Source organism: Trebonia sp. (assembly GCF_049794275.1).
GTDB lineage: Bacteria > Actinomycetota > Actinomycetes > Streptosporangiales > Streptosporangiaceae > Trebonia.
Window position 1 is genome coordinate 1 of sequence record NZ_JBARCR010001263.1, and the last position, 1,619, is coordinate 1,619.

The window sequence follows — 1,619 nt, forward strand, 5'->3', positions numbered from 1 at the left end:
TTGGTCACGTCGGCGTAGATCTGCATGAGCAGCTCGTTGCGCATCAGGCCGCCGGCGATGATCAGCTCGCTGACCGGCTGTCCAGCGGCCTCGAACGCATCGATGATGACCCGGGTGCCGAACGCCGTCGACTCCAGCAGCGCCCGGTAGATGTCGGGCGGGCGGGTGGCGAGCGTGAGGCCGGCGATGGCGCCGGACAGGTGGTGGTCGACGAGGACGCTGCGGTTGCCGTTCAGCCAGTCCAGCGCGATCAGGCCGTGCGCGCCCGGCTGCTGCCTGGCCGCCTGCTCCGACAGCAGCTCGTGCAGGCCGATGCCGCGGCGCCGCGCCTCCGCGTGGTACTCCGGCGGCACGGCGTGCTCGGCGAACCAGGCGAAGATGTCGCCTACCCCGGTCTGCCCGGCCTCGTAGCCCCATGAGCCGGCGACGATGCCGCCGTCCACCGCGCCGCACATGCCCGGCACCTCGCTGAGGTGGCTCCCGTTCATCACGTGGCAGGTGGACGTGCCCATGATCGCCGTCAGCTGGCCTGGTGCGAGGGCGTTCGCGGCCGGCGGGGTGACGTGCGCGTCCACGTTGCCGACCGCGACGGCGATGCCCTCTGGCAGGCCTGTCCAGCTCGCCGCCCGCGCGGTCAGCGAGCCCGCGCGGCTGCCGAGCGGCAGCACGGGGTGCGCGAGCTTCTCGTCGGCGAAACGGGCGAAGTCAGGGTTCAGGGCGGCGAGGTACTCCCGGGACGGGTAGTGCCCGTCCTGGAAGACGCCCTTATACCCGGCGGTGCACGCGTTCCTGGTCTCGGTGCCGGTGAGCTGCCAGATGATCCAGTCCGCGGCCTCGATCCACCGCTTGGCGAGCCGGTAGATGTCCGGGTCCTCCTCGAGCAGCTGGAGCGCCTTGGCGAACTGCCACTCGGAGGAGATCTTCCCGCCGTATCTGGCCAGCCACGGCTCACCGCGGTCGCGGGCCACCTCGGTGATCCGGTCGGCCTGCGGCTGGGCGGCGTGATGCTTCCAGAGCTTGGCATAGGCGTGCGGGCGGGCGGCGAGCTCGGCGAACTCGCACAGCGGCGTCCCGTCTTCGAGCACCGGCAGCACGGTGCAGGCGGTGAAGTCGGTGCCGATGCCGATCACCTGGCCGGCGCGGACGCCGGCCAGGTCGATCGCGGCGGGCACCGCGGTACGCAGCACGTCCAGGTAGTCTGCCGGGTCCTGCAGCGCCCAGTCGGGGGGCAGCGGCCGGCCGGTGGACGCCAGCTCGGCGTCCATCACGCCGTGCCGGTACTCGCAGACCGCGCTGCCGAGCTCCGCGCCGTCGGCGACGCGGACGACCAGGGCGCGCCCGGACAAGGTGCCGAAATCGATGCCGACCACGCAGGAGTCCTGGCCGCCCGGACCAGATTTGTTAACGCTCACATCGGTATTCTATGGAGCTTCAGGCCCGGCCCGCGAGGGGCGGGGCAGCGGCAGGTTGCGGCGCGGTGGAACTGGACCGTACGACGAGCTCGGGCACGATCGGCGGTGGTGACGGTGCCTCGCCGCCCGCCGTGATCTGGCTCATCAGCAGGTGCAGCGCCCGCTCGCCGAGCGCGCCGAAGTCCTGCCGGATGGTGGTCAGCGGCG

Annotated in this window: 2 protein-coding genes; both read right to left on the reverse strand. The window is 72.0% G+C overall.

All coding sequences use genetic code 11. From position 1 onward, the window contains the following. The coding region (araB, locus tag WA805_RS30855) for a ribulokinase (RefSeq protein WP_425244091.1) at nt 1–1,412 on the reverse strand (1,412 nt) is incomplete at its 3' end. Nucleotides 1,413–1,431: 19 nt separating this feature from the next. Further along, a partial coding sequence (locus tag WA805_RS30860) for a substrate-binding domain-containing protein (RefSeq protein WP_425244092.1) occupies nt 1,432–1,619 on the reverse strand: 188 nt, incomplete at its 5' end.